Origin of the sequence: Halobacterium rubrum (assembly GCF_021729015.1) — an archaeon.
GTDB lineage: Archaea > Halobacteriota > Halobacteria > Halobacteriales > Halobacteriaceae > Halobacterium > Halobacterium rubrum.
Genome location: NZ_JAJQQZ010000003.1, coordinates 258,114 through 281,619 on the forward strand (window position 1 = coordinate 258,114; position 23,506 = coordinate 281,619).

The following is a 23,506-nucleotide window of genomic DNA, read 5'->3' on the forward strand; positions in this document are numbered from 1 at the left end:
CCCGGCGCCCGCGCTACCACCGACTATGCAGACCACGACGGCCGGCCAGTACCGGGTGCTCGGCGACGCCCCCGACCGCGACGGGCTCCTGTTGCTGGACCGCGCGGACCACGAACCAGTCCGGGTGGCCGCCGACGGCTACGACGCCGACAGCGATCTCGCCGCCGACGTCGCCGCCCTCCGGCCGGGCTACCTCGTCGACGCCACGCTCGCCTGGAGCGACGGCGACGCCCGCTTCGAGGCCGTCGACGTCGAGAAGCGCACGCTCCTGACGTTCTCCCGGGGCGTCTCCGGGCTCTTCGAGGCCGCCCTCGAGACGATGGAGGAAGCCCACCAGGAGGGCGTCGGGGTCACCGGCCGCCCGACGTTCAGCACCGACAACGAACCGAACGGCGCCGTCTACGCGTTCGCCCAGCAGTCCGGGCAGCGCGACATCTTCGACGAGATCCGGACCGGCGTCCTGCCCATCGAACCGCTGGTCGACCGGCTCGACGAGGAGGCCGACGACGCCCACGAGCTCTTCGTCTTCGACCCCATCGACCACGAGTTCGTGGTCGTCTACCTCGTGCTCCACCGGGACTCCGTGCTCGCGGACACCGTCCGCGACACCTACGACTGCCCCCGGCCGTCGGAAGTCGACCCGGCCGGGGACTGACCGCACCCGTCAGTTCTCGCCTCGTTCTGCGAGCCGCACGAGGTCGGCGAGCGTCTGGTTCACCGGCGCGTCGACGCCGTGTTCGTGAGCCCGGTCGGCGAGCGCGCCGTGCAGCGCCTCCACTTCCGTCCGGGAGCCGCGCTCGAGGTCCTGTCGCATCGAGGAGTGGTTCGACGCCGTCTGCTCCGCGACGCCGCGAGCTCGTTCGACGACGTCGTCGGGGACGTCGACGTCCTCGGCGCGGGCCACGCTCGCGCCCTCCTCGACGGCTCGCTCTAGCAGCCGCTCGCCAGTCTCCTGTTCGACGAGCGCGCCGTTCGGCACGCGAGCGAGCGCCGTCGCTGCGTTGATGCCGGCGTTCACGAGGACCTTCGTCCACACCGCACGCTGTGGGTCGTCGGTCACCGACGCGCCGAGCCCGGCGGCCGAGAGGGTGTCGGCGACCTCGCGGACAAACGCGTCGCTCTCACCCGCGTACCGGCCGACGGTCGTCTCGCCCTCGCCGGCGTGTCGCACGACACCGGGCGCTTCGCGGACCGCGCCGTTGGTCGTCGTCCCGGCGAGGACGACACCAGTCGGGATAGACTCGGCGAGCGTCTCGACGTTCCCGAGGCCGTTCTGAAGCGACAGGACGGCGGGCGGGTCCGTGCCGTCGACGTGGCCAGAGAGCCCCTCGGCCGCCGACTCAGTGTCGTAGCTCTTCACACAGACGACCACGAGGTCGGCGTCCGCGACGACCGCCGGGTCGGTCGCCGTCGCCGGGTGGGTCGTCGTCTGGCTGCCGTCGGAGTGCTCGACGACGAGCCCCTCGGCGGCCACCCGGTCGAGGTGGTCGCTGTCCGGCCGTCCGAGCAACACCACGTCCTCACCGGCGGCCGCGAGCAGCCCGCCGACGAGCGACCCCAGCGACCCCGGTCCCTGCACCACCACGCGCATACCACCGCCTACGCCGCCCCGGACAAATAGTGGTGGGTTCGCGAAGGCCTAAGCACCGCCAGCGGCCAGTGGGCGTGTGACGCTCCGCGACGCCGCCGCGCCGCTGGCCGCCAGCGCGCTCTGGGGCGGCATGTACGTCGTCTCCAAGTGGGTGTTCGTCGCGGTACCAGCGGTCACGCTGGCCTTCCTCCGGGTCGCGGTCGGCGGCGTCGCGCTGTACGCCGCGCTGCGGGCGCGCGGTGCCATCCCCGGCCTCTCGGGCCGCGACCGCCGGGCGGTGCTCCGCCTCGGCTTCTGGGTAGCCGTCACCCTCTCAACGCAGTTCGTCGGCACCGACCGAACGAACGCCAGCCAGGGGTCGCTGCTGACGATGCTCACGCCAGCGTTCACGATGTTGCTCGGCGTCTCACTGCTCGACGAACGCCTCACGGCCCGGTCGGTCGCCGGGATGGCGCTGGCGGCTGTCGGCACACTGCTGGTCGTCGCCGGCCAGTACGGCCTCGCGCTCGGCGGCGCGGACGGCGTCGGCCTGCTCGCGCTGCTCGCCGCCAGCGCCGCCTGGGCTGCCTACACGGTCGACGGCGCCCGCATCGTCCGAAAGCACGGCGCACTGCTCGCGGCCACGTACAGCGCGCTCGCCGCCGCGCCGATGCTCGCCGTCCCGGCCGCCGTCGAGCTCGCGTTCACCGACGCGACCGTCACGGTCACCCCGGGCGCCGTCGCCGCCGTCGCCTACCTCGGGCTCGCCAGCACGGCAGCGGCGTGGTGGCTCTGGTACCGGGGCGTCGCCCGCGGGTCGGCGACGCTCGTCGCCGCGACGTTCTTCGCGCAGCCGCTGGTCGGTGCCGGCCTCGGCGCGCTGCTGCTCGGCGAGACGCTCGGCCCCGGGTTCGTCGCCGGCGGCGTGTTCATGTGCGCTGGCGTCGGCCTCGTCAGCACAGCCCGGGCGCGGTAACGTTTTTCCCGGCGCGGAGCCTCCCACCCGCCATGTCACGGGACCGGCGCGGCCAGATGCTGCTCGTCGCGGCGCTCGGCCTCGCCGTCGCGTTCGTCGCGCTCGCGCTCGTCCTCAACGCCGTCGTCTTCACGGAGAACCTCGCCACCCGGAACCCCGACCCGGCCGACGACGCGCTCGCCTACGAGGGCGCCGTCACGGAGGGCGTCGGCGGCCTGCTCGCGGAGACGAACCGCTACGACGACACGGACTACGGCACGCTCGACGCCGCGTTCCGCACGGGGGTCACCGACTGGGACGCGAATGCCAGCCGGCTCGCCGCCGCCGACGGCCGAATCGCCGCCGTCGAACTGAACGAGACCACGAACGGCACTCGCATCCTGCAGGACGCCAGCAGCACCTTCACCAGCGACGGCGGCGCCAGCGACTGGACCGTCGCCGGCGGCGTCTCCGACACCCGGCGGTTCGTCGTCGTCGCCGAGCCGTCGTCGTCGTCACCAGTGACCTTCGAGGTCGACGACGGCTCCGGCAACGACTGGCAGGTCGAAATCGCCGAGGACGTCAGCGGGAACGCGACGGTCACGGTGGTCGACGACGGCACCGTCGTCGCCGACGTGACCCACGACGACGCCACTGTCGCTGTCGACCTCACAGAGGGCACGGTCAACGGCTCGGCAGTCGCGAACTGGACGTACGCCGAGGGCGTCACCACCCCCTACGACGTGACCGTCAGCGACGGCTCGCGGGCGAGTGGCCGCTACCAGCTGTTCGTCGACCGCGAGCAGGGGAGTTTCAGCACGGCGGCCGCGACCACCCGACCGGCGATCTACAGCGCCACCGTCGACGTGACGGTCCACCGCTCGTCGCTGACCTACGAGTCACCGGTCGTGCTCGCTCCGGCGGACGCCCCGGGCGAGGACGAACTGACGGAGTAGCCGCCGCCGCTCTGGGACCGCCCGCCACCGACCGATTTTTGCCCGTCCGGTGTCGCCGTCTGGCGTATGCCGAACACCCGGACGTTCGTCGGGAGCGTGCTCGCGCTCTGGGCGGTCGCGCTCGCCACCGCAGTTGTGACGTGGCCAGTCGAGGCAACCGTCGCGCTGTTCGCCGGTGGCGCCGTCGTCGCCTTCCTCGCGGAACTCGTCGTCGTTCGGGCCGGCTGGCTCGAACACCACGTCGGCCCGAAACTGCTCGGCGTCCCCCTCTACGTCCTCGCCGGCTGGACCGGCACCGTCTACGTCGCCTACCGGGTCGCGCTGCTCGTCGCCGAGGGCTGGCCGGCGGTGGCGCTCGCCGCCGTCCTCGCGACCGCCTACGACGTCGCGACGGACCCCCAGGGCGTCGCCGACGGCCACTGGACGTACCACACCGACCTCGGCGGCCCGAGCTACCGGTCGGTGCCGTGGTGGAACTTCGCCGGCTGGCTCGCCGTCGCCGCCACCACCGCCGGCCTCGCCGCGCCGTTCCTCTGAACGGTCGCAGCGCTTCGCAGTCCCAGCGAGCAGTCTACGACGACCCCGGTGCGGAGCCTCCAGAATCAGGCAGACAGCAGGACGGTGTCGCCCTCGTCGTCGACGGAGACGTCGTAGTCGAACTCCGCCAGCAGGTCGACGCAGGTCTCGACGTGCGACGTCACGTCGGGCGCCCGCACTTCGCCGCCCGCCACCGCCAGCACCGGCACGAGCTGGTCCGCGAGATGGCTGTCGACCGCCGCCTCGCCGGCCTCGAACTCGTCGAACGCCGCGGCGGCCTCCTCGCCGACCTCCTCGGCGCTGACGCCACGCCCACCCAGCCCGGTGAACCCGGCCCGGGAGTGCTCGTACTCGGCAGCCAGCACGACGGCCGACCCGGTCGAGTCCGCCTCGGCGTACTCGATCTCGTGGGTCGCGTCCTCGGCCGCCGCCGCGGCCTGCCGCTCGGCCACCTCGTCCTCCTCGAGGGACGCCTCCGCCACGGAGTACGCCGTCAGCGACGTCCGCGAGCCGCGCTCGGTCAGCGCGAGCGGGTCGAACTCCGACGGCCGCACCGTCAGCGTCGCCTCGCCGCCGCCGCGGGGGTAGAACCCGCGGCGGGCGACGGAGACGTCGGCGTCCAGCCCGTGCTCGCGCAGCAGCGGCAGCTTCACGCGCTGGAAGTAGTCGAACGGCGGCGCCCACTTCGCGTCGGTGCCGCCGGTCAGCGTCGCCTCCAGCGGCTCCTCGAGGGCGACCGCCAGCGGCAGCAGCGAGTCGAAGACGAGCGGAATCGAGCCCGCCGTCCCGACCTCGACGCTGGTCGACCCGCCCAGCACCGGTTCCTCCTCGTCGGCTTCCTCGGCGGCCACTCGCGGCTCGAACGTGAATGCCTCGGACCCGACCTCCACGCCGTCTGTCGCGGCGTCACAGATGTCGGCGACAGCCTCTACGGCGGCGCAGTGCTGGGCCTGCAGCCCAGGGTTCGACCGAGCGCGCCGCACGTACCGCATCCGGAAGGGCTCCCCGGAGACCGCCGCACACGTCAACGCAGTGCGGACGAGCTGACCGCCACCGGAACTCCCATCGAGAACGTGCATACCTAAACCAGGGACCGGACCAGTCAAAAGGGTGTCCGTCCGCGCCGCCACAGTTAGGGGGGTCGACCGAGTGCGTACACGCATGGACGAAGCCTTCGACGAGGACGCGTGGCGACAGCGCGTCCACGACTACCGGGCGGAGAAAGACGACTTCTTCGCCAGCCACGACCAGTCACCGATTCCGCCCGGCGACCGAGCGGACTTCGACAGCCTCGACTACTTTCCCCCCGACCCCGAGCTCCGGGTCAGCGCTCGGTACCGAACCGCCAACGACGGCGAAACGGTCGAGCTGGACACGACGAAGGGGCCGCCCGCCGAGTACACGCGGGCCGCCGTGCTCGGCTTCGACCTCGACGGCGACCACCACACGCTGACGGCGTTCCACGTCGAGGGCGAGGACACGCTTTTCGTCCCGTTCACGGACCCGACGAACGACCACGAGACCTACCACCGCGGCCGCTACCTCGACGTCGACCCGGGCGACGCCAGCGACGGCGACCGCGTGGCGCTGGACTTCAACCTCGCGTACAACCCCTTCTGTGCGTACAGCGACAACTTCGCGTGTGCGTTGCCACCACACGACAACCACGTGCCCGTCCGCGTCGAAGCCGGCGAGCGCGCGTACGACCAGTCCTGACCGAGATAGGGGGCCGCCCACAGCACTACCCCTGACCGAGGCAGAGGCCGCCCACAGCACGGGCGGCGCCGGCCCGTCACTACTCTTGCTGCTGTTCCGATGTCGGCGCGTGCGTCGCTACGCGCCGCTGGTCTCGGCTGTCGGGGGCGCGGTCAAAAACTACTCCGACGCAGTGACGCGAGTTCGAAGAACGTCGTTGCCGGAACTCAGGCCGCCGCCTCGGTCGCCTCCAGGAGCTCCTGGTAGCGGTTCCGGATGGTGACCTCGCTGACGTCGGTGACGTCGCTGACCTCGCTCTGGGTCACCTTGTGGTTGGTGAGCAGGCTGGACGCGTAGATGGCCGCCGCGGCGAGGCCGACCGGCGACTTTCCGGACGTGACGCCGTCCTTCTGGGCGTTCTCGAGGAGCTCCCGCGAGCGTCGCTCGACCTCGTCGGGGAGGTCGAGTTCGCTGGCGAACCGGGGGACGTACTGCGCGGGGTCGGCGGGCGCGACCTCGAGGTTGAGCTCGCGGACGATGTACCGGTACGTGCGCTTGAACTCCATCGCGTCGATACGGCTGACGTTCGCGACCTCGTCGATGGACCGCGGCGTGTTGAGCTGCCGAGCCGACGCGTAGAGCGCTGCGGTCGCGACGCCCTCGATGCTGCGGCCGGGCAGGAGGTCCTCGCCGAGCGCGCGGCGGTAGATGACCGACGCCGTCTCGCGTACCTCCTTCGGGAGGCCGAGGGCGGAGGCCATGCGTTCGATCTCGCCGAGCGCCTGCTTGAGGTTGCGCTCCTTGCTGTTTCGCGTGCGGAAGCGCTCGTTCCACTTGCGGAGGCGCTGCATCTTCTGGCGCTGGTTGCTGGACAGCGAGTTGCCGTAGGCGTCTTTGTCCTGCCAGCCGATGTTCGTCGACAGCCCCTTGTCGTGCATCATGTTCGTTGTCGGGGCGCCGACGCGGCTCTTCTGGTCTTTCTCGGCGGAGTCGAACGCGCGCCACTCGGGCCCGCGGTCGATGCCCTCCTCCTCGACGACGAGTCCGCACTCGACGCAGACCGACTCGCCGTGCTCCTCGTCGTCGACGACCTGCCCACCGCACTCGGGGCAGGTCAGGACGTCCTCGTCGGTGGTCGATACCGTGGACTCGTCTTCTGTCTGGCGCTGGTCGCTGCTGTAGGTTCGGATTGTGCTGTCACTCATTATGGTGGAAGTGTCGGGCGACAACCGTCTCCTCGCCCGACTCGTTGTGATGCAAAGTAACAGCGACAAGTATTTAAATCTTTCGCGATATTGTGCCTCGTTCACATGCGGAAAACCGGACTCAAGGAGTCTGTCACGGTCGTTGACTCGGCTTTTTGGGTGGCCTAACGATTACCGGTAGGTAACCCCGGGACAGCGAAAGCCTTTTATCTTTATCGCTGGGTTGTATTCCGCAGTCGTGGCTCCCGCACCTAGCGAACTGAGAACTAGGGAGAAACCTTTAACTGGGCCGCTCGGACACTCACTCGAACGACCAGTTCCATGACTGACGAAGGGGCCGAGGTGCTCGTGGTGGACGACGACGAAGCACTCACAGACGTCTACGCCGCCTGGCTCGCCGACGAATACGACGTGGAGACGGCCACGACGGGCTCCACTGCCCTCCAGACGCTGGACGGCAGCGTCGACGTGGTGTTGCTCGACCGGCGGATGCCCGGCCTCTCCGGCGAGGACGTCCTCGGCAAAATCCGGCAGGCCGAGTACGACTGCCGCGTCGCGATGGTCACCGGTGTCCGACCGAGCACGGACGTCGTCGAACTCGGCTTCGACGAGTACCTCCTCAAGCCCGTGGACCGTGATGACCTCCAGAGCACGGTCGAGACGCTACTCGACCGCATGGAGTACGACGACAAACTCCAGGAGCTGTACTCGCTGATGTCCAAGCGCGCCCTCCTCGAATCCGAGTCCGAGGACGGCAGCGTCACCCTCGACGACTCCTACGAGCAACTCGTGGACCGAATTCAGGACCTCCGCGCGCAGATCAACGAGACTGTGACGGAGTTCGGTCACGACGACTTCCGGGTGGCGTTCCGCGACCTGCCCAACGAGCAGACGGGCAGCGACTGACCGAATGGACCGACAAGGACGCTTCCTCTCGACCGTTCGCAGGGCCGCACACGATGCGGACCGTGTCACCGACCTGCACGACGACGTGTGTCGTGCAGTCGTCGACGCGGGGTCAGCGTACGCGTACGTGTACGGAGCACACGACGAGGGCGTGCTGGCAGCCGCAGGCATCGACGACCCGGACCCGCCGGCGTCGCCACCGCCGGACGACGCCGTCGAGACTGTCGACGGGCCGACTGGCGTCGAACTGCACGTGCCACTGACCGACAGCGACAACCGCCACGGCACGCTCGCGTTCTCGGCCGAGCACGGCGGGAACGGCGCGGCTGGCGACGACGACGACGACGACGACGAGCACGCCGACGGCGAGGCCGTCGAGTGGGAGGACACGGACCCGCTGCTCGACCTCGGCGGGACCGTCGCGCTGGCCGCCGGGAAGCTCGACGCCGAAGCCGCGCGCGACGACCTCGACGCCGAGCTCGCCGTCGAACGCCGCCAGTTCCGGAAGCTGCACAGCATCGCCGCCCAGATGGTCGGCTGCGAGGAGGAGCAGTCCATCTACCACCTCGCCATCGACGCCGCGGAGAACATCCTCGACTTCGACATCTGCGGCATCGACGTCGCCCGCGACGGCTCCCTCGTGCCGGTCGCGCTCTCGACGGGACTGGACTCCGAGGACTCCATCCAGCGTCCCGACGACGAGGGCGTCGCCGGACAGACCTACCAGGAGAACGAGCGAGTCATCGTCGACGACGTCGCGACCTACGAGGAAGCCGAACCCGCGAACGACGCCTACCGGTCGGTGCTCAGCGTCCCCATCCGGGAGGTCGGCGTGTTCCAGGCGGCCGCCAAACGCGAGGGCGCGTTCTCCGAGCGGGACGCAGAACTCGCGGAACTCCTCATGTCCCACGTCGGGGAGACGCTCAGCCGCCTGTGGTCCGACCAGGCGCTCCGGGAGAGCGAACAGAAGTACCGGACGCTCATCGAGCAGAGCCACGACGCCGTCACCATCCACCAGCAGGACGGCTACGAGTTCGTGAACCACCGGGGAACGGAGCTGTTCGGCCGCAGCGAGGACGACATCCTCGGGTCGTCCGTCCGCGACGTCGTCCACCCAGACGACCACGAGAAGCTCACGCGGACGGACGGCGGCACAGCAGCCGTCGGGGACAGAGAGACGTTCGAGGCGCGCATCAGGCGGCCGGACGGCATTGTTCGGCACTGCGAGTTCTCCACCACGGTCATCACGTACCAGGGCGAACCGGCCGTGCTGGCGTCCATCCGGGACATCACGGAGCGCAAGGAACGCGAGCGCGAGCTGGAACGCCAGAACGAGCGCCTCGACCAGTTCGCGGGCGTCGTCAGCCACGACCTCCGCAGTCCGCTGAACGTCGCGGAGGGCAGCCTCGAGCTCGCCCGGGAGACCGGCGACGAGGAACACTTCGACCGAGCCAGCGACGCCCTCGACCGGATGAACTCGCTCGTGGAAGACGTGCTCGCGCTCGCCCGGCAGGGCCGGCTCGTCGACGAGACCGAGCGCGTCGCGCTCGGCGAAGTGGCCGCCGACGCCTGGGAGTCGATCGACGCACCCGAAGCCGCAGTCGACTACGACGTCGGCGACGTGCACGTGGACGCCGACCCCGGCCGGCTCCAGGAGCTCTTCGAGAACCTCTTCCGGAACGCCGTCGAGCACGGCGGCGACGCGGTGTCCGTGCGCGTCGGCACCCTCCCCGACGGGTTCTACGTCGAGGACGACGGGCCGGGTATTCCGGGCGGCGACCACGACGCGGTCTTCGACCGCGGCTTCACGTCGACGGAGGACGGCACCGGGTTCGGGCTCGCCATCGTCCGGGAGATCGCCGAAGCCCACGACTGGCAGGTCGCCGCCGTCCCGACCGACGGCGAGGACGGTGGCGGCGGCGCGCGTTTCGAAGTCACCGACATCACGACGTTCGACTGACCAGCCCTCGGGCCACCGCCGCTACCGGCCGTTCACTCGATGCTCTCGTCTTCTTCGTCGTCGTTCTCGTGGAGGGAGGCAGCGATGTCCGCCAGTCCGTCGTCCGGCTGCCCGCGCGACTGGTAGGTCGCGTCCGCACCGGGCGCCCGCAGGCCGTACACGAACTCGGGCTCGACGACGTCGACGTGGACGGACCGGCCGGCCTCCAGTCCCTCGCGGTCGACCCACTCGCCGAGCCGGTTGTCGGCACCGCCGGGGTCCCGAGCGAGCCGCGGCGTGTCGTACGCCCCGCGGAACACCGGCGTGCCGTCCGCCGTACGGTCGACGCGCGCCCGATACTCGCTGCCGTCGACGACGACGCGAACCACGTCGCCGACGGGGAACGACGCCTCACCGTCCGTCGGCAGGCGGACTTCACGTCGCCGGGTGCCGCCCGCCCGGTCGACCGTGCCCACGACGGACGTCAGACTCTCGTGGGTTACGTGCTCGGTCACGCCCGACACTGGGAGCCCGCCGGGCAAAACGCTCGCGGTCCGGGACCGCTACTCCAACCCGTGGCGGCGCTGCTGGACGGCCGCCCAGAGCTTGATGATGCCGCCGAGAACCCCGCCGAACGTGGCGAAGACGACCGAGAACCAGACGAGTATCGCACTCATGTTGTTCCCGAACTGCTGGGTCGCCACCGAGTGCCACCCCAGCCCGAGCGCCGTCGTGAACGCGAAGACTGCGGCTACTTTGAGCGGCAGTGCGTACTGTTCCCCGAACCTGACTGCGCCTCGAAACCCGCGAACTAGTTCGGAGTCGGCCTCCGTCGCGGTCTCCGAGTCGAACAGTGCCATCGAGTCAGTCACTGTAGCGCCAGCCGGAAGAGGGCTGGGCCGACTTTCGCGCCCGTTCCGGGTTACAAACTGGAAACGAACGACGGACCAGACGGCCCGGCTGACAGACCGATGCGTTCGACCCGTCGAACGTGAAAAATTGTGGCGGCTCGCGAGGGCGACGCGGCGCAGGGCGGCATACGCAATGTGATATGGGTCTCGGCCCCGACCGGCTGCGCAGAGTCGGACGGCTTTTGCTGGTGGCCCTCGAAGATACGGGTATGGACGCGCCGACGCCGACCGAAGGGGGCTCGGGGAGCCGCAAACAGGCGGGGCTCGCGATTCTGCCGTTCCTGCTGCTCGGCCTCGCGGACGTCGTGCTCCTCCTCCAGTGGGGCCTGAACCCCCTGTGGGGGTTCGTCATCCTGCCGCCGATTCTGTTCATCAGCGTGCTCGGCTGGATTGCGTTCAAATCCGGGTTCATCCGCGACCGCGGGATGGCCGACGAGTAACACGACCACTCCCAGTCAGCTCACGCTTCGGCGACGACGCGAGCGGGCGCGCCGTCGGCGTCGACTGGCAGTGGGTACGCGTGGACGACGACACGCACGGGGAGCCCAGAGAGGTTCCGCAGGTTCTCCAGAATCGGCAGCCCAGCCGCCAGCAGCGCGTGGTGGGCTGGGTAGCCCGAGGGCTCGCCGTCGCTCGCGCGAGCAGTCGGCGTCGGGTCGACGCTGGGGGCGTCTAGCCCCACCGCACAGCCAGCGTCGGCGCAGCGCTCGGCAGTCTCGGCGGCGAGGTAGGGGTGGTCGAAGTAGTCGTCGTCGCCCCAGCGGCCCGCGAAGCCCGTGTTGAAGACGACGAGGTCGGCATCCGGCTTCGCCGGCACGCGCCCGGCGCGAATCGGCTCGCGGTCACCGACGTCGGTGCAGTCGACGACGTGGGCGTCGAAGTTGAACGCCGAGACGTCGAAGTCGCCCAGCGAGGCGCCGTCCTCGCGGAGGTGGCTGGGCGCGTCGACGTGCGTCCCCGAGTGCGTGCTGCAGGCGAGTGCCGCCACCCGGTACCCGTCCTCGGCCATCGCCGCGTGTGGCGTCACCGACGCCGGCGGGTCGCCGGGGTACGGCTGGCCGGACGTCAGGTCGTGTGAGAGGTCGCGCACGCGACCACCGACGCGCCCGCACCCCCTGAATCCCTGGGACGGCTGCGGTCGAACGAACTGGGACCAGCAGTAAGCGTTAAGCCGGCCCTGCCGCAGGCATGCGTATGGACGTGGTCGCTGCCCTCCCGTACGCCGCGCTGGCCGTGGCGCTGTTCGCCGGCGGGTGGGTGCTGTACCGTGCCGGCTCGATGACGGAAGTTCCCCTGTACGACGCCGAGACGGCCAGCGACCCGGCTTCGCTGTCTGTCGTGCTCGCTGCGTCACTGACGGCGTTCGGCGTCGTGACGCTGGCGTTCGCCGGCTTCCACGCCGCCGGCCGGAGCTCCGTCGTGGTCGTCGCTGGCTACGGCGTGGTCGTCCTCTGCATCGCGCTGGGGACGGCGTGGCGGACCCGCGCCTACGAGTAGTCGCCGTCGACCCGCCGGCCGTCCACGTACGTCTGTTCGACGTCCCGAACCGCCGAGATGTCCGCCAGCGGGTCCCCAGACAGCACCGCGAAGTCGGCGCACTGCCCAGGTTCGAGTGTCCCCACGTCGTCCCGAGAGAGGGTTCGAGCCGCCACGCGCGTCCCCGCCTGCAACGCGTCCATCTCCGTCATCCCGACCTCGTCGACGAACAGCTCCATCTCGAGGGCGTTCTCGCCGTGGGGCACCAGGGCCGGCCCCATGAAGTCGGTGCCCGCCGCGACCGGGACGCCGGCCTCGTACGCGCGCTCGACGGCGTCGAGGTGCGCCTCGCGGGCCGCCCGCGACTTCTCCAGCCCCCACTCCGGGACGCCATGCTCGTCGCCGCGCTCGGTGATGCGGTGCATGATGGCCAGCGTCGGCACGAACGTCGCGTCCCGCTCGGCCAGCAGCTCCAGCCCCTCCTCGTCGAGGTGGAAGCCGTGCTCGATGGTGTCGACGCCGTTGCGCAGCGCCGCCTTGATTCCGGCTGCGCCCTGCGCGTGTGACGCCACCTGGACACCGACGCGGTCGGCCTCCGTCGTCATCGCCGCAATCTCCGCGTCCCTGAACTGCCGGACGTCCGGCGTGTCGCGCTGACTCAACACGCCGCCCGTCGTCATTATCTTCAGGCAGTCGACGCCCTCCCGCAGCCGCTTGCGCGCCTCCTTTCGGCACTCCGCCTCGCCGTCGGCGAGCGTCGACAGCGGCGTCCCGTCCGCCACGCGCTCGTAGGAGACGCCGTGGACGTCGCCGTGGCCGGCCGTCTGCGAGATGGCGCGGCCGCTCGTGAACACGCGCGGCCCGCTCACCTCGCCGTCGCTGACAGCCGCCCGGAGCCCCAGCCCCACCGAGCTCCCGAGGTCGCGGACCGAGGTGAACCCGGCGTCCGCCAGCCGACGGAGGTCCGTCGTCGCTCGCGCCGCTGCCTCCGAGTCAGGCGTCGCCAGCCAGTTCTCGATGTTCATCGAGCGCGCGCCCTGCAGGTGCACGTGCGCGTCCACGAACCCGGGCACGACGGTCGCGTCCGGGAGCGACTCTCTGTCGGCGCCAGCCGGCGCCTCGACGTCTTCTCGCGGCCCCACGGCCGCCACGCTGCCGTCCTCGTCGTCGACGACCAGTCGTGCGTCCTCGATAGCCTCGTCGCGCCGCCCGTCTACCAGCCGCCCCGCGTCGAACACTCGCATACCGGTCGGTCGGCCGCCCGGGAGAAAAGCGTTGGCGCCCCCGCAATCACGCCGGCCGCCGGTACCCCTCGAGCGACTGCAGCGCGCGCTCGACGAGGTCCGGGTCGTACGTCCAGAACCCGTAGAAGCCGCCCGATTCGCGCTCCTCGGCCAGCAGCGCCGACGACTGCTCGCGGTTCCCACCGCCGTCGAACAGCACGAACCACGTCAGGGACAGCTCCTCGGCGTCCCGGCCGTGTACCGCGAACGGCGGGTCGCCGAGGTCCACGTCCGGCACCCCGTACACGTGCACGTCGAGGTCGCACTCCGCCAGCTGCTCGTACGTGTCTCGCTCCTTGCGGACGTTCGACAGCCGCTGGAAGCCCGTGTGGAGCTGGCCACTGTTCGCGCGCCACGCCCGGTCCTCGATCTCCCGGGACGCCATCGTCATCTGGCGGCGGTCGTAGGACGTGAACGTCGTCCCGTCGAGGTGCTCCAGCAGCGGACTGTACGGCGCCTCGTCGCCGACCCGGTGGAGGTCCCTGGAGGTCAGTTCCCGGAGCGCGCCGGCGTCGACGGTTGCCAGCTCGTCGTCGCCGTCGAACAGCACCGCCCGCGGGTTCTCGTCCGTGTGCTCGTGCTCGATGGCGACGTGCTGGGAGGCGAAGTACTCGCGCACCGCCGACACGACGTCGGCGTCGCGCGGCGCGTACACTGTGAGTGTCTTCTCGCGGCCCCGTACTTCGGCCATCAGGTGCCGGAGACTCATCAGCGACACTTCTCCCTTCCCCTACAAATGCGTTGTTCATATCCAGGGAGTCGCCCCACCTTTTATGGTCGCAGGCCGAGCCGTCCGGAGTATGGACCGAGCGATTGCAGTCGTCGAAGCCAGCGACTCGGCGAAGGAACTCGTACGGGAGGCGGGCGAGCTGGCCGCCGGTGTCGACGCGGAACTCGTCCTCCTGCACGTCACCACCGAAGACGAGTACAGCGAGCGCCGCGAGTCGATGGCGAGCATCCCCGACATCGACGTCAACTACACCATCGACGAGGCCCAGGACGGCGCCCGGAAGTTCGCGAAGGACATCGGGCGAGACGTGCTCTCGGACGTCGAAATCGACACCGAGTCCGTCGGTCGCGTCGGTGAGAAAGGCGACGAGATTCTCGAGCTCGCCGAGTCCACTGGCGCCGACCACATCTTCGTCGCGGGCCGCAAGCGCTCCCCGACCGGGAAGGCCATCTTCGGCGACGTCACCCAGCGAATCATCCTCGAGTTCGACGGCGCCGTCACCGTCGTCACGACCTGATTCTCCCCGAAGTTCATCCCACAGGGTGGGACTACTCCCGTCGTGACCTGAAGACAGCTCCCGGCCGCCTCGCGGGAGTGCGACGCACGGCCGGGAGTGCACGTCGCGAGCGTCGCCTGCCAGCCCTCACAGCCACTCGTCGGGCTTCGTGTCGTAGTCGAGGTCGTCGGCGGCCAGATGCTCGACGGTCCCCCAGTCGAGCTCCGTGTGCTCGACCTCCTCGCCGTCGTACCGCAACTCGAGGCCGACTTCCTCGGGTTCGGGCTCCCGGTCGTTGCGCCGCGCGCGCTTGCGCTCGGCGTCCGTCACGCGCTTCGTGACGGTGTGCAACACCACCGGCCGCCCCCAGAGGTCGAACAGCCGCTCGAGTGTGGCCTCAGCCTCTTCGAGGTCCAGCATCACGCCGTTGTACTCGTGGCCGAGCAACAGCTCCCCGCGGTTCTCGTGGTTCGCGTCGTAGACCGCGATGGTCGGCTTCCCGAGGTTCGTGAACCGCAACAGCAGCTTGCGTTTCACGTCCGCGGCGTCCGTGCTGGTCGCCCGGAAGTCGCCCCGGGTCTGGCTGAACTCGTACGCGAAGTAGTCGTTGGCGTCCACGAACTCCTGGGTGAGGAACTCGTCGACGAACGTCACGTCGTTGTGGCTCTCCCGGACGGCGTACATCCGGTCCCAGCCCGCGCTGAACTCGACGTCGTCGAGCGCGTCCCCGACGGTCGCGTACCGGTCCGTGTCGAAGAGGTACCGGCTCACGCCCTCCAGTTCGTCGCGAGTCACGCGCCCCAGGAACCCCCGGTACTGGGGTTTCGCCAGCGAGTAGTGCCGGCGCGCCAGCCCCTCGTACGTGAACAGCTTCCAGGGGTACTGTTCGACGTCGATATCGCGCTCCCGGGCGGCCGCCAGCGCACCGAAGTCGACGTACTCGCCCGGCAGGCTCTCGACTGCGTCGAGGTCGTCGGGGTCGACCGCCGCCAGCGCGTCCGGCGGCTCCAGTGCGTTCGCGACCGCCTCGAAGTCGACCGTGTCGTGGAAGTTCCGCCACGTCACGCCGTCGACGCGGAGCAGGCGCTCGAGGACCTCGCGGCGGTTCGCGCGATTCTCCACGTACTCCCAGAGCTCCTTCCCGAGCTTGTAGGGGTTGAACCCCGGGCTGTTCAGGACGCGGGCCTGGTGGTCGGCGTAGTCGAGGAACTCCTCGGCGGCCGCGAACGCCTCCTCGCCCATCATCATCGACTCCCAGTACGCCGCCCACCCCTCGTTCATCACCTTCGTCGTGCGCTGGGGCGCGAAGTAGTACGCCTCCCGGCGCAGCAACTCCAGGAGTTCGCGCTGCCAGTCCTCGAACGCCACGGCCTTCCCGGCGTCGTCGTCGTACGCCTGGCCGTGGTCGCGGAGGAACGCCAGCAGGTCGTACTCCGGCTCCTCGGGGAACCGGACGTCGTCGTCGACCGCCTCGACCTCGTCCAGCCACGTCTCGGTGAACACCTCCTCGCGGACCTCCTCGCTGACGCCCAGCGACGCCAGCGTCTCCGAGAGCGCTTCCGGATCACTGCCCTCGCTGTCTCGCTCGAACGCCCGCCGGTACTCGATGTTGTCCTCGATGGTCAGTACGGTGTCGACGAACCGCTCGACGGCCTCCCGGCCGACGTCGGGGTCCTCGAGGAACTCCTCGACGCGGTTCGCGTGGCGCTCCAGCATCGCCGCCGCGTTCGGGCCGTCGCCGCCCGCGAACAGTCCGAACCAGCGGTTGTTGCTGAAGAAGTCGGCGTGGGCCTCCACGTGCGTGATGACCGCCTTCTGGTCGGCGAGTTCGTTGCTCACCTGGAGGAAGGCGTTCGACGGGTCGTCGTTGTTCACGATCTCGAAGGCCTTCCCGCCGAGGAACTGCGTCTGCTTGCGTTGCTTCTCGTACTTCATCCCCCACCGCCAGTGCGGGTAGCGGGTCTGGAAGCCGTCGTACGCGATGAGTTCGTTCATCTCGTCGTGGTCCACGACCCAGTACTGGACGTCGTAAGGGTCGAGGCCGAGCTTCCGGGCGAGCGCGTTGGCTTCCCGGGCCGGCTCGGCGAGTTCGCTGGCGGCCGTCTGTTTGCCTGGCTCAGGTCTCGTCATCGGTGTCCTCCTCGGTGCTCAGGATGGTCTCGATGGCGTCCATCACGTCCCCGGGCTCGGTGACCGTGGTGACGGCGACGCCGTCGCCCTCGCCGAAGGCGTCTCGGAGCTTCCCCGCGTGGGTGCCCGTCTGGACGCCGTCGGTGGGCTGGGTCTCGACGTACGCGTGGAGGTTCGCGTTGATCTCCCGCATCAGGGGGATGACGTTCTCCTCGGTGTCGTCGTGGCTGTTCTCGCCGTCGCCGGCCGCGAACACGTAGCGGTTCCACTCCGAGAACGGGTAGTCACCGAGGACCTCCTCGGCGAGTTCGTAGGCCGTCGAGATGCGGGTGCCGCCGCCGGAGCGGATGCCGAAGAAGTCGCCGCGTTCGACCTCCCACGCCTCGGCGTCGTGGGCGATGTAGACGAACTCGGCGTTGTCGTACTTCCCCGTGAGGTACCAGTCCAGCGGCGTGAACGTGCGCTCGACGAGTTCGCGTTTGGCCTCCCGCATCGACCCGGAGACGTCCCGGATGTTCACGACGACGACGTTGCGCTCGCGGCGCTCGACGATCTTCGGGTGGCGGAAGCGCTCGTCGTCCCGCCGCAGCGGCACCTTCCCGGCGCCGCCCCGCCGGATGCGGGTCTTCGTCGGTTCGGCGTCGAGTTCGGCTTCCAGTTCGTCGATGGACGCCCAGCGGTCGGTGTCGCCCGCGAGGGTGCGGGCCTGCTCTTTCAGCCACGCCCGCGAGACGGGGACGTGTTGCTCGCGCGCCCACTCGTAGACCTCGTCGACCCCCCAGCCCTCGACGCGCAGCGCCTCCGTGACGTACTCCTCGTCGAAGTCCATCGCGATCTTGCGCTTCAGCCCCTGCTTGTAGAGGTGCGCGAAGTCCAGCGTGCCCCGGGGGCCGCGCCGGGCGGTGTCGTTGAACGCGCCCTCCGTCTCCTCGACGACTTTCTTCCCCTTGGGGTCGAGGTCGAGGCCGAGGCGGTCGTCGAGTTCCTGCGCGAACTCCTCGGGGTCCATCTCGTAGTACTCGTGGTCGGCGCCCTCCTCGCCGGCCTCGTCGCCGTCCCCGTCGCCCTCCTCGGGGTCGCCGACCTGGTCGCCGGGCTCGACCTCGCCCTGACCGACGCCGCCCTGGTCGAGCTTGTCGTACTGGAACTCCGGGAGGTCGACGAGCTTGATGGGGACGCGGACCGAGTCCGGCCCGCTGCCGCCGAGGTCGCCGTACTGGATGAACTCCGCGAGGTCCTGCCGGCGCTGCTCGCCGACCTCGCGGAACCGCTCGAGGTCCTCTCTCAGCCCCATCCGTCGGCCACCTCCGCGACCACGGTACGGGACGCCAGTTCGGCGCTGGCCGGCGAGTAGTCGCGCTCCTCGACGAGGAACTCGATTGCGCGTTCCTTCACGGCGGCCGTCTCGGTGCCTTCCGGCGGGTCCGGCCACTGTGCGGGGTCGAAGTCCGGGTGGACGCGCTCGACGTCGTCCCAGTCGTTGCCCGCGAGCACGTCCCGCAGCACCGGCACCGTCGACAGGTCGACGTCGTGGGCGTGGAACTCGTCGTCGCGGTGCTCCCACGCGTGCCGCGTGACCGCCGTCATCACGGTGTCCTCGCGGAACTCGCGGACCGACTCGCCGGGCTCGTTCCCGAGGTAGTCGTCGTCGTCGAACCGCCCCAGCGTCTCCGTCTCGAAGAGCCGCATCGCGAGCGCGTCCGGCGCCTCCTGCTCGCCGCGGGCGTTCTCGACGGTGTCGTCGGTCGCCCACGCGTGGACGTTGTCGACGTACTCTTCGACCTCGGACTCGCTTGCGCCCTCCTCGGAGAGGATGGCCTCGAGGACGTCACTCTCCTGTCGCTCGTGGAGGTGTGCCTCCACGCCAGCCAGCCGATCTTCGAACTCTGCGCGCTCGGCGTCCGAGAACACCGGCGCAGTCCTGAGCCCGTCGACCATCGCGTCGAGGACGTCACCGGGCGTGACGACGCGCTCGACGGGGAGGCCGGGGTGGGTGCGGTCGGCGTCGTCGTGCAGGAGGTCCGCGAGCACGTCCCGCGTGTACGTCACGGGGATGCCGTTCGAGCCGTCGACGCCGCCGTCGAAGTCGAACTCGCTGGCCTCCCGCCGGTCCTCGCCGCTGCCGACGTACCCCCTGTCGAACAGCAGCGCCTTCTCGACGAGCGTGAGGTCCTCCGGGCGGTCCTCACCGTCGAGGCGCGTCACGACGCTGTACAGCGCCGCCGCCTCGATCGCGTGGGGTGCGAGCTCGCGCTCGGTGGGCCCGTCCTCGTCGCGGACCGACACCGCGACCGGCTCCCGGGTGCGCTCGGCCAGCACCTCCGGGTCGGTCGCCGTCCAGACCTCGTTGTCGCCCGTCAGCTCCCGGCGGAGCAGCTGGGCCTCGAGGCTGACGGAGGTGAGGTAGCCGAACTCGTGTTTGGACAGCCGGCGTTTGAGCGCCTTCAGGGGGTCGAAGCCCTGCCGGTCGTCGTGTTTGTTCAGGTGGGCCTCCAGGTCGAGGTTCGAGATGACGACCAGCTGGGTATCCAGGTCCATCCCGATGCCCTTGTCGAGTTTCACGCGTCGCTCGTCGGGGACGTTCAGCAGCTTCTGCAGCAGGTCGGCGTGCTGGCTGGCGTCCTCCACGACGGTCAGACAGCCGTTGCCCTGCGATAGCACGCCGTCGTAGCTGAACGCTTGCGGGTTCTTCCGGCCCTTGGAGTCGAGCTGGCCGAGCAGACCGGCGACCCAGGAGCCGACGAGGCGTTCTTTCGGGCTGCCGGCGTCCTCGGAGTGCAGCACGCCGACGCCCTGTCCGCGGTCGACGACGTAGTTCTTGACGCGCAGGTGCTCTGGGTCCGTGACGGCCGCGAACAGGTCCTCGACGCCCTCGCGGCGGTACTTCTCCTCGAGGTACTCGTAGGCCTCCCGGGAGAACGGCGGCAGGTCCGCGTCCGCACGGAGTTCGTCGGTCTCCTCGCGGTGCTCGTTCAGGTCCGCCAGCAGCTCCTTCCGCACGTCGGCGGGAAACACGGACAGCGGCGACGCCTGCACGGGGCTCTCGTACCAGTCGTCCTCCCGGTCGACGGGGTCCTCGCCGTACGTCAGGCCCGGCCCGCGCTCGGCGTCCGAGATGTTCCACTCGACGGTGTAGCGTCGGCCTTCCGGGGTCTTCGAGAACTCCCGGAGGCCGTTGACGAGACACCGCTTCAGCTCGGACTTGCCCGTCGCGGTGGGCCCGGCGAACCAGAGGATGGTCTCGGCCTTCCCCCGGCCCGCGGCGATGGCGCGCAGGTCGTCGACGAACGCGTTCAGCGTCGCCGTGTTCCCGAGGACGGCGTGTTCGCCGTCGTTGTGCGGGTCGTCGAAGAACCGGTAGCGCTGCAACTGCTCGCCGTTCTCTACGACCTCCCGGGTACCCTCGCTCTCGATGGCGGCGAGGAGGTAGCGGCTGGCGTGGGCGGCCGCCAGCGGCTCCTCGAACGCCCGGTCGACGTACTCGGCGAGGCTCATCGGCTCGTCGTAGGCGTCCCGCAGCGTGCGGTCCGCCCGCGCGACGTAGTCGCGGGTCACGACTCCAGTTCCGCCTTCGCCACCTCGGCGCCGGCGAACTCGAGGACCTCGCGGGCGCCGTCCTCGCTGTACCCGCGGTCCACGAGCGCCGCCACCCACTCGTTGTCCTGTTCCTCGTCGACGTCGGCGTTCGACACCAGCGCCGAGAAGTTGATGTTGTGCTTCTTGTCCTCCCAGAGCTTGCGCTCCAGCGCCCGGCGCAGCCGGTCGTTGTCCTGGGGGTCGAAGGGCTCGCCCTCGCGGGCGCGCCGGCTCACCCAGTTCGAGACCTCCTGGCGGAAATCGTCCTTGCGGTCCCGGGGGACGCCGAGTTGCTCCTCGACGGCGCGCAGGAACGTCTCGTCGGGCTCCTGCTCGCGGCCGGTGAGCTCGTCGGCGACGGTGTCGTCGTCGATGTACGCCATCACGTGGTCCATGTACTTCTCGCCCTGCCGCTGGATCTCGTCCAGGTCGTAGGCGAGGGCGTGGCGGACGTCCTCGATGGCGCGCTCCTTGTACTCCTCGCGGACGAGTTCGAGTACGCGCTGGTAGTCGTCGACGTTCTCCTCGAGGATGGAGCCGTGCTGGGGGAGGTTGTCCTCCAGCCGGTTGAAGACCGTCAGCGGCGACAGGAAGCCGCGCTCGCGGTCCATCGACTCCATGATGGCGGCGGCGATCTCGTCGCCGACGAAGCGCGGACTGACGCCCGCCATGCCCTCGCGGTCGCCCGCCGACTCCGCCTCCTCGCGGAGCTTCTCGGGGTCGACGTCCTCGACGTCGTCGAGTTCGCCGTTGTACGCCTTGGCCTTCTCCAGCAGGCCGACGTTGTCGGTATCGGGGTCGCGGATGCGCGTCAGCACGCCGAACAGGCCGGCCATCGTGAGCGTGTGGGGCTCGACGTGGATGTCCGGCACGTCGGCGTTCCCGAGCAGCTTCTCGTAGATCTGGGCCTCCTGCTCGTACTCGAGAACGTACGGGAAGTCCACGCGCTTCGTGCGGTCGTTGAACGCCTCCATCTTCTCGTCGGCGCGCTTGTCCCGGTACTCGGGCATGTTCGTGCGGCCGAGGATGACCTGGTCGATGTCGATTCGGGGGTTGTTCTTCGGCTTGATGGTCTGTTCCTGCGTGGCGTGCAGGAAGTCGTAGAGGAACTCCCGCTGGAGTTTCAGCAGCTCCTCGCCGGAGAAGATGCCGCGGTTGGCGTTGCAGAATGCGCCCGCGTAGTCGAACGCCCGTGGGTCGCTCTCGCCGTAGACGGCGAGCTTCGAGTAGTTGACGTCGCCGGTCAGTTCGGTCTCGTCCTGGTTCTTCTTGTCCTTGGGTTCGAACGTCTCGATGCAGTCCCGGCGGTTCTCGCTGGCGACGAGCCGCACGACCTCGACGTGGTTCTCGAGGACGGCCTGGAGGTCGTCGTCGTAGTGCGCGAGCAGCTCGTCCATGTAGAACTCGCTCTCGGGGTCGAGGCTCTGCTCGTTGCGCAGCGAGTACGGCGCGTCGAGGACCTCGTTCAGTTCGTCGATGACCTGCTGGCGTTGCTTCTGCGGCAGCAACACGAGCGGGTCCTGATGCATCGGGGAGACGACGGTGTCGTCGTTGGGGTCCTGGTCGTCGATGACCGAGCAGAGGTCCGTCCAGCGGAAGGTGTACAGTCGCCCTTCCTCCTGGGTGGTGTAGTCCTCGAAGTACCGCCGGACCTGCCGGTCGACGTCGGACTTCCCCGAGCCGACCGGCCCGAGGAGGAGGATGATGCGCTTCTCCGGGCCGAGTCCGCGAGCCCCGCTTTTGACCTTGTTGACGAACTCGTGGATGGACTCGTGGACTTCCCGGCCGAAGAAGGTGTTCGCACCCTCGCCGAGTGGGTCTTCGGATGCGAGGTGATACTCGACGACCCCGTCCTCGGTGGTTTTGCCGTAGTGGTCGAACATGTCCGCGAGCCGCTGGTGGGCGTTGCGGGCGACCCTGGGGTCGTCGTAGAGGGTATCCAGGTACCACTGGAAGCTCCGTTCGTCGCGGAGGTCCGATGGCACCGACGCCTCGTACTGCTCGCTGAGTCGGTCGAGGGTTTCCGTCATGTTGGTTGTGTGTGTCTCGATGCCACACCCGGGCGAGCTACCGGGTCATCTCGGAGGGACGACTGGGGACGGCCGCCGGGCGGTACACCGGCACTACTATAACTATGGTAATTGCTAACGTATAAGTTCGTCGCCCGTTGGCACACACCACGGACGGCCGAATCGCCCGCTCTCGACCCGTAATCCCGAACCCGTCCGGACATTTCCGGGTCTACCGAGCGGGCGGCGACGCGACCACGCCGACACCGCAGCCCGTGTAGTTCAAGTAAACGAACGCGACTCCGACCAGCCCCGCTGACGCCCGGCTGCCGCAGTGAACGACCATAAATACGGCCGGTCCAAAACCGACGGTATGGACCACGACTCGTATCTCCGGACGATCGGCCTGCCGGAGTTCGCGGACCGGGCCTCCGACGCCGCCCGCCGCGGCGCGTCGCTGGTGTCGCGGCCGCCACACGCCACGGTCACCCGGGAGACCGTCGAGGACCGCTACGTCTACCCCGTCCCCGAGCTCGGCGACGACGGCACCTGCGGCGTTGGCCTCGCCGACGATCCGTACAACCTCGCCCCCATCTGCGGGCTGGACTACGACCCCGAACGGCTCCGTGACCACCCCAACACCGCCCGGCTGGTCGCACTCCACGAGACCGTCGAGGGGCTCGCCGAGGAGACCGGCGCCGACTGGCTCGGCGTCTACCGGCGCGCCACCAACGCCGACGGCGAGGACGTCCTCGTCAAGGAAGCCTACGTCGGCGAACCGTCCCGCGCCGAGTTCCCGCTCACCGAATCGTTCGCCGAACGCTCGAACAACACGACCGTCGGGCTCAGCGGCGAAGCCGTGCTGGTCGACAGCGTCGACGACTACGACGGCCCCTACTACGAGTGCGACGGCAGCGTCGACAGCGAGTTCTGCTGTCCGGTGCTCGCCGGCGACGAGGTCGTCGGCATCGTCGACGCCGAAGCCCACGAACCCGAGTTCTTCACCGAAGACCGGGTGCTCGCCATCGCCGGCGCCTGCGCGGCGCTGGCTGACTCCGACCTCCTTACGCCACCGCGAGTCGACAGCTGACGCCGCCTCACCCCTCCTCTGAACACCCCTCATTTGTGTCTG

23 protein-coding genes are annotated in these 23,506 nt (G+C 69.6%); 11 read left to right on the forward strand and 12 right to left on the reverse strand.

What is annotated here, in order from left to right:
- Positions 1–25 precede the first annotated feature (25 nt).
- Entirely contained in the window at positions 26–655 is a 630-nt protein-coding gene (locus LT971_RS12745; RefSeq protein ID WP_237007319.1) for a DUF6663 family protein, read from the forward strand.
- 9 nt (positions 656–664) lie between these two features.
- Here the strand turns inward: LT971_RS12745 and LT971_RS12750 are convergent, their stop codons facing one another.
- Positions 665–1,591: a ketopantoate reductase family protein gene (locus LT971_RS12750; RefSeq protein ID WP_237007320.1), complete on the reverse strand. Its 927-nt coding sequence runs from the start codon at positions 1,589–1,591 to the stop codon at positions 665–667.
- Between the two features lie 76 nt (positions 1,592–1,667).
- Between LT971_RS12750 and LT971_RS12755 the strand changes: the two genes are divergently transcribed.
- From LT971_RS12755 to LT971_RS12765, 3 genes are all read left to right on the forward strand, one after another.
- Positions 1,668–2,546, forward strand: a complete 879-nt coding sequence (locus LT971_RS12755) for a DMT family transporter (RefSeq protein WP_237007321.1) — start codon at positions 1,668–1,670, stop codon at positions 2,544–2,546.
- Positions 2,547–2,578: 32 nt separating this feature from the next.
- Positions 2,579–3,481, forward strand: coding sequence for a DUF7261 family protein (locus LT971_RS12760; RefSeq protein WP_237007322.1), 903 nt, complete (start codon positions 2,579–2,581; stop codon positions 3,479–3,481).
- A 66-nt stretch (positions 3,482–3,547) separates the two neighbouring features.
- Entirely contained in the window at positions 3,548–4,018 is a 471-nt protein-coding gene (locus tag LT971_RS12765; RefSeq protein ID WP_237007323.1) for a carotenoid biosynthesis protein, read from the forward strand.
- Between the two features lie 65 nt (positions 4,019–4,083).
- Here the strand turns inward: LT971_RS12765 and rtcA are convergent, their stop codons facing one another.
- Entirely contained in the window at positions 4,084–5,097 is a 1,014-nt protein-coding gene (gene rtcA, locus LT971_RS12770) for an RNA 3'-terminal phosphate cyclase (protein WP_237007324.1), read from the reverse strand.
- 82 nt (positions 5,098–5,179) lie between these two features.
- Between rtcA and LT971_RS12775 the strand changes: the two genes are divergently transcribed.
- A complete protein-coding gene (locus tag LT971_RS12775; RefSeq protein ID WP_237007325.1) occupies positions 5,180–5,734 on the forward strand; it encodes a DUF1684 domain-containing protein in 555 nt (184 codons plus the stop codon).
- A gap of 206 nt (positions 5,735–5,940) precedes the next feature.
- On the opposite strand, the gene LT971_RS12780 is transcribed toward LT971_RS12775, so the two are convergent.
- Positions 5,941–6,918: a transcription initiation factor IIB gene (locus tag LT971_RS12780; RefSeq protein WP_237007326.1), complete on the reverse strand. Its 978-nt coding sequence runs from the start codon at positions 6,916–6,918 to the stop codon at positions 5,941–5,943.
- A gap of 321 nt (positions 6,919–7,239) precedes the next feature.
- On the opposite strand from LT971_RS12780, the gene LT971_RS12785 reads away from it, so the two are divergent.
- Positions 7,240–7,824 (forward strand): response regulator, encoded by a 585-nt coding sequence (locus LT971_RS12785; protein ID WP_237007327.1) that lies wholly within the window; start codon positions 7,240–7,242, stop codon positions 7,822–7,824.
- Positions 7,825–7,828: 4 nt separating this feature from the next.
- Positions 7,829–9,784 carry a sensor histidine kinase gene (locus LT971_RS12790; RefSeq protein WP_237007328.1) on the forward strand — a complete coding sequence of 652 codons (1,956 nt, stop codon included), beginning with the start codon at positions 7,829–7,831 and terminating at the stop codon, positions 9,782–9,784.
- Positions 9,785–9,816: 32 nt separating this feature from the next.
- Here the strand turns inward: LT971_RS12790 and LT971_RS12795 are convergent, their stop codons facing one another.
- Positions 9,817–10,278, reverse strand: a complete 462-nt coding sequence (locus LT971_RS12795) for a DUF7112 family protein (protein WP_237007329.1) — start codon at positions 10,276–10,278, stop codon at positions 9,817–9,819.
- Positions 10,279–10,326: 48 nt separating this feature from the next.
- Positions 10,327–10,623: a hypothetical protein gene (locus tag LT971_RS12800; protein WP_237007330.1), complete on the reverse strand. Its 297-nt coding sequence runs from the start codon at positions 10,621–10,623 to the stop codon at positions 10,327–10,329.
- A 260-nt stretch (positions 10,624–10,883) separates the two neighbouring features.
- On the opposite strand from LT971_RS12800, the gene LT971_RS12805 reads away from it, so the two are divergent.
- Positions 10,884–11,114: a DUF8142 family protein gene (locus tag LT971_RS12805; RefSeq protein ID WP_237007331.1), complete on the forward strand. Its 231-nt coding sequence runs from the start codon at positions 10,884–10,886 to the stop codon at positions 11,112–11,114.
- 20 nt (positions 11,115–11,134) lie between these two features.
- On the opposite strand, the gene LT971_RS12810 is transcribed toward LT971_RS12805, so the two are convergent.
- On the reverse strand, positions 11,135–11,764 hold the full coding sequence (locus LT971_RS12810) for a cyclase family protein (protein WP_237007332.1): 630 nt from the start codon (positions 11,762–11,764) through the stop codon (positions 11,135–11,137).
- A gap of 104 nt (positions 11,765–11,868) precedes the next feature.
- Between LT971_RS12810 and LT971_RS12815 the strand changes: the two genes are divergently transcribed.
- Entirely contained in the window at positions 11,869–12,171 is a 303-nt protein-coding gene (locus tag LT971_RS12815; protein ID WP_237007333.1) for a hypothetical protein, read from the forward strand.
- Here the strand turns inward: LT971_RS12815 and LT971_RS12820 are convergent.
- Positions 12,162–13,394 (reverse strand): metal-dependent hydrolase family protein, encoded by a 1,233-nt coding sequence (locus LT971_RS12820; protein ID WP_237007334.1) that lies wholly within the window; start codon positions 13,392–13,394, stop codon positions 12,162–12,164. The two genes, LT971_RS12815 and LT971_RS12820, sit on opposite strands and share 10 nt — an antisense overlap.
- A gap of 46 nt (positions 13,395–13,440) precedes the next feature.
- A complete protein-coding gene (locus tag LT971_RS12825) occupies positions 13,441–14,142 on the reverse strand; it encodes a DICT sensory domain-containing protein (RefSeq protein WP_237007335.1) in 702 nt (233 codons plus the stop codon).
- Positions 14,143–14,233: 91 nt separating this feature from the next.
- Between LT971_RS12825 and LT971_RS12830 the strand changes: the two genes are divergently transcribed.
- Positions 14,234–14,680 carry a universal stress protein gene (locus LT971_RS12830; protein ID WP_237007336.1) on the forward strand — a complete coding sequence of 149 codons (447 nt, stop codon included), beginning with the start codon at positions 14,234–14,236 and terminating at the stop codon, positions 14,678–14,680.
- A gap of 126 nt (positions 14,681–14,806) precedes the next feature.
- Here the strand turns inward: LT971_RS12830 and LT971_RS12835 are convergent, their stop codons facing one another.
- From LT971_RS12835 to LT971_RS12850, 4 genes are read right to left on the reverse strand one after another with little or no spacing between them, the layout of a single operon-like run.
- Positions 14,807–16,789, reverse strand: coding sequence for a SpoVR family protein (locus LT971_RS12835; RefSeq protein WP_237007337.1), 1,983 nt, complete (start codon positions 16,787–16,789; stop codon positions 14,807–14,809).
- Complete coding sequence (locus LT971_RS12840) at positions 16,776–18,083, reverse strand: YeaH/YhbH family protein (protein ID WP_237007338.1); 1,308 nt, start codon at positions 18,081–18,083, stop codon at positions 16,776–16,778. Before LT971_RS12840 ends, LT971_RS12835 begins: the two co-directional genes overlap by 14 nt.
- Positions 18,074–20,284, reverse strand: coding sequence for a PrkA family serine protein kinase (locus LT971_RS12845; protein WP_237007562.1), 2,211 nt, complete (start codon positions 20,282–20,284; stop codon positions 18,074–18,076). The genes LT971_RS12840 and LT971_RS12845 overlap by 10 nt, the downstream gene beginning before the upstream one ends.
- Positions 20,285–20,340: 56 nt before the next feature.
- Positions 20,341–22,395 (reverse strand): PrkA family serine protein kinase, encoded by a 2,055-nt coding sequence (locus LT971_RS12850; protein WP_237007339.1) that lies wholly within the window; start codon positions 22,393–22,395, stop codon positions 20,341–20,343.
- Positions 22,396–22,747: 352 nt separating this feature from the next.
- Here LT971_RS12850 and LT971_RS12855 point away from each other — a divergent pair, with 352 nt between their 5' ends.
- Positions 22,748–23,464, forward strand: a complete 717-nt coding sequence (locus tag LT971_RS12855) for a GAF domain-containing protein (protein ID WP_237007340.1) — start codon at positions 22,748–22,750, stop codon at positions 23,462–23,464.
- The last annotated feature ends 42 nt before the right edge of the window (positions 23,465–23,506 follow it).